Origin of the sequence: Candidatus Methylomirabilis sp., assembly GCA_036000645.1 — a bacterium.
Lineage (GTDB): Bacteria > Methylomirabilota > Methylomirabilia > Methylomirabilales > JACPAU01 > JACPAU01.
In genome coordinates, this window is record DASYVA010000118.1 from 1 (window position 1) to 3,336 (window position 3,336).

Annotated in this window: 4 protein-coding genes; 1 reads left to right on the forward strand and 3 read right to left on the reverse strand. The window is 72.1% G+C overall.

Features of this window, described 5'->3' with window-relative positions:
- Nucleotides 1–196, forward strand: a 196-nt coding sequence (locus VGT06_06820; protein HEV8662830.1) for a gamma-glutamyl-gamma-aminobutyrate hydrolase family protein, incomplete at its 5' end; no start/stop codon positions are given.
- Here the strand turns inward: VGT06_06820 and VGT06_06825 are convergent.
- The 3 genes from VGT06_06825 to VGT06_06835 form a co-directional block, all read right to left on the reverse strand.
- Nucleotides 144–584, reverse strand: coding sequence for a response regulator (locus VGT06_06825; GenBank protein ID HEV8662831.1), 441 nt, complete (start codon nt 582–584; stop codon nt 144–146). The two genes, VGT06_06820 and VGT06_06825, sit on opposite strands and share 53 nt — an antisense overlap.
- Nucleotides 585–775: 191 nt before the next feature.
- Nucleotides 776–2,161, reverse strand: coding sequence for a sigma-54 dependent transcriptional regulator (locus VGT06_06830; GenBank protein HEV8662832.1), 1,386 nt, complete (start codon nt 2,159–2,161; stop codon nt 776–778).
- Nucleotides 2,151–3,336, reverse strand: a 1,186-nt coding sequence (locus VGT06_06835) for an ATP-binding protein (protein ID HEV8662833.1), incomplete at its 5' end; no start/stop codon positions are given. The genes VGT06_06830 and VGT06_06835, both read right to left, overlap by 11 nt.

The window sequence follows — 3,336 nt, forward strand, 5'->3', positions numbered from 1 at the left end:
GATCCGCGAGGTGGCGCCGGGCTTTCGCCCGGCCGCGATCGCCGCCGACGGGGTCCTGGAGGGGATGGAACGGGTGGAGGAGCCGCTCGCCCTGGCCGTCCAGTGGCACCCGGAGCGCCTCGCCCCCACCGATCCCGCCCAGCTCAACCTGTTCCGCGCCCTGGTTGAGGAGGCGGCGAAGCGCGCCCGGCGCTGAGTTCGCCTCTCCCGCCCCCTCCCTGCCCGTCCCCGTCGCCCCGTGTGAAGATCCCGAGGACCTCCCGCACCGCGTCGGCGCCGGCCGGCGTGCGCACGACCAGGGCCGCGCCGGCCCGGAGGGCCGCCTCCTCGGCCGCGGGGGTTTCCTCCCCGACCAGGATCACGGGCATGTCCGGCGCGACCTCCCGCAGGACCCGGATCGCGAAGGGGCTGTCCACGCCGGGAAGCCGCGCATCGAGGAAGCAGAGGTCGCAAGACGCATCGAGGAGCGCCCGGACCGCCTCCGGCGCCGAGCCGTACTGGATGACCTGATGACCCGACTCCTGGAGGGAGCGGGCGAGGACCAGGGAGGTCCGGAAATCGCCGTCCACGACCATCACGCGCATCGCCCTCTCCCGCGGACCCGGCGGCGGGCCCACCGGACAGGGAAGCAAGGCAGGTGCCAGGCCCGAGCGGGTGGGCCCTCGGCCTCAACTCGTCGGAATTGTGGGGGGTTGCCGGAATGGGGAAGCGATGCGGTGGAGGGCGGGAGACGGCGCGCCGGGGCAAGTTGCCCGAGGCCGGCATTCTGGCCGTCCTACAGGGTGGGCTTTCGCGGGTCCGTGATCCGGTAGGCGCGGATCTTCCGGTAGAGGGTCTTCGGGTCGATCCCCAGGATCTCGGCGGCGCGGCCCCGGTGGCCCTTCACCTCCGTCAGGACCCGCACGATGTGCTCCCGCTCGATGTCCTCCAGGGTCGTCAGGCGGCCCGAGACGGGAGGGGGATTGGCCGCGGGCGAATCGGCGTGGATGCGGAGGTCCAGCGGCAGGTCCTCGGGACCGATCCGGTCCGCGGGCGCCAGGATCAGGGCGCGGCGGAGGACGTGCTGCAGCTCGCGGACGTTCCCGGGCCACGCGTAGGCGGTCAGCAGCTCGAGCGCCTCCGGACTCACCCCCTTGCGCCCGAGGGCGGCCTGCTGCTCCAGGATGTGCTGGACGAGGAGGGGGATGTCCCCCCGGCGGTCCCGGAGCGGCGGGAGGCTCACCGTGATCATGGCCACCCGGTAGAAGAGGTCCTGGCGGAAGGCGCCGGCCTCCATCGCCTTCCGGAGGTCCTTGTTGGTCGCCGAGAGGATCCGGACGTCCACGGAGCGCTCCCGGACCCCCCCCACCCGGAAGAACCGCCCGGTCTCGATGACCCGGAGGAGCCGGACCTGCATCGCCGAGCTGACCTCCCCGATCTCGTCCAGGAAGAGGGTCCCGCCGTCCGCCAGCTCGAAGAGCCCGGGCTTGGCCGCGACGGCGCCGGTGAACGCCCCCTTCTCGTGGCCGAACAACTCGCTCTCCAGGACGGTCTCCTGGAGGGCGCCGCAGTTGATGACGACGAAGGGGCCCTCCTTGCGCCCGGACTGCTGGTGGATGGCGTTGGCGACCAGCTCCTTGCCGGTCCCGCTCTCCCCCTGGATGAGGACCGCGGAGTCGGTCGGGGCGATCTTCACCAGCATCTGCAGGACCGCCCGCATGGAGGGATCCTGGGTCACGATATGCGGAAAGGCCTCGGTGCGCTCCGCCCGGGCCCGGAGCAGGCGGTTCTCCCGGAGCAGCCGGCGCTTCTCCGCCGCCTTGCGGACCAGGAGGGCCAGCTCCTCGGTCTTGCACGGCTTGGTCAGGTAGTCGTAGGCGCCGAGCTTCATGGCCTCGATCGCCGTGGGGACGGTGGCATGGCCGGTGAGGACGATGACCTCGGGGCCGGCCTCCCAGGAGTGGAGCTCCCGGAGGACCTCGATGCCGGGGACCTCGGGCATCTTGAGGTCCAGGAGCAGGACGTCGTACTCGGACGCGCCCAGCCGGGTCAGGGCTTCCCGCCCGTTTCCCGCCACGTCCACGGCGTAGCCCTCCCGCCCCAGCTCCATCCGTAAGACCTGGGTGAAGTTCCGCTCGTCATCGGCGACGAGGACGCGGATGGGGCAGGCGTCAGCCGGCATGGCTGGCAACGGCGGGGGCCGCGGGCAGACGAACGCGGACCGTGGTCCCCGCGCCCGGCGTGGAGTCCACCTCCAGGTGGCCGCCGTGGGCCGTCACGATCGAGTGGGAGACGTAGAGCCCCAACCCGGGCCCCTGCCCCGGAGGCTTGGTGGTGAAGAAGGGCTCAAAGAGGCGGCTGCGATGCTCCACCGGGATCCCCGGGCCCTCATCGGTGAACTCGAGCACGATCCCCTCCCCCTCCCGCCGGCTCTGGAGGTGGAGGGCCCCGCCGTCGGGCTGGGCTTCCAGGGCATTCAAGATCAGGGCCAGAAAGACCTGGCGCAGCTCCCCCTCGTTGGCCAGGACGGCCGGCAGGCCGGCCGCGTGCTCCGTCCGGACGGTCACCCGCCGCGTCCGCGCCTGATGGGCCAGCATCCCGGCCACGCTGTCCAGGAGCTCCCGCGCGTCCACCGGCTGCCGACCCATCCCCGGATCCCGGCTGAAGTCGGAGAGGCTCCCGATGATCCGCTTGCAGCGGTACACCTCCTCCTCGATGATCCGGAGGAGGACCCGCAGCTCGTCCGCGTCCCGCAGGGTGGCGAAGTCAGCGGCCCGGCCCCGCCGCAGGATCGCCTCGGCGGCGGAGGCGATCGCGGCCATCGGGTTGTTCAGCTCGTGGGCGATGCCCGCGGCGAGCTGCCCGATGCTGACCAGCTTGTCGGAGGCGAAGAGCTGCCGCTCCATCCGCCGCCGTTCCGTGATGTCCTCCCCCACCGTGATGACGTGGGTCACCTTCCCGGCGGCGTTCTTCACCGGGATCTTGGTGATCCGGTAGTACCGCCGGTCCGCCCCGCTCCCCGTCTCCTGCTCCACCTGCAGGATCGTGCCGGTGGCGAAGACCCGCTGGAACTCTTCGGCAGCGGCCGAGCGCTTCAGGGACGGGAGGACCGCGAAGAGGTTCTTCCCGATCACGTCCTCCCGCTGGATGCCGAACGGTCCTACCTCCCGCGTCCGGTTCCAGCAGACGATGGTGAAGTTCCGGTCCACGACGTAGAGGCCCACGGGGAGGCTGTCGAGGATGCTGGCCGTGAGGTCGGCGCCCACCACCGGTCGGGCCGGCGCCGATCCCGGATCCGGCTCGGTGGCGTCGGCCGCCGCCGATCGCGTGGCGCCCTTCTCCCGGCGGCGGCTGTAG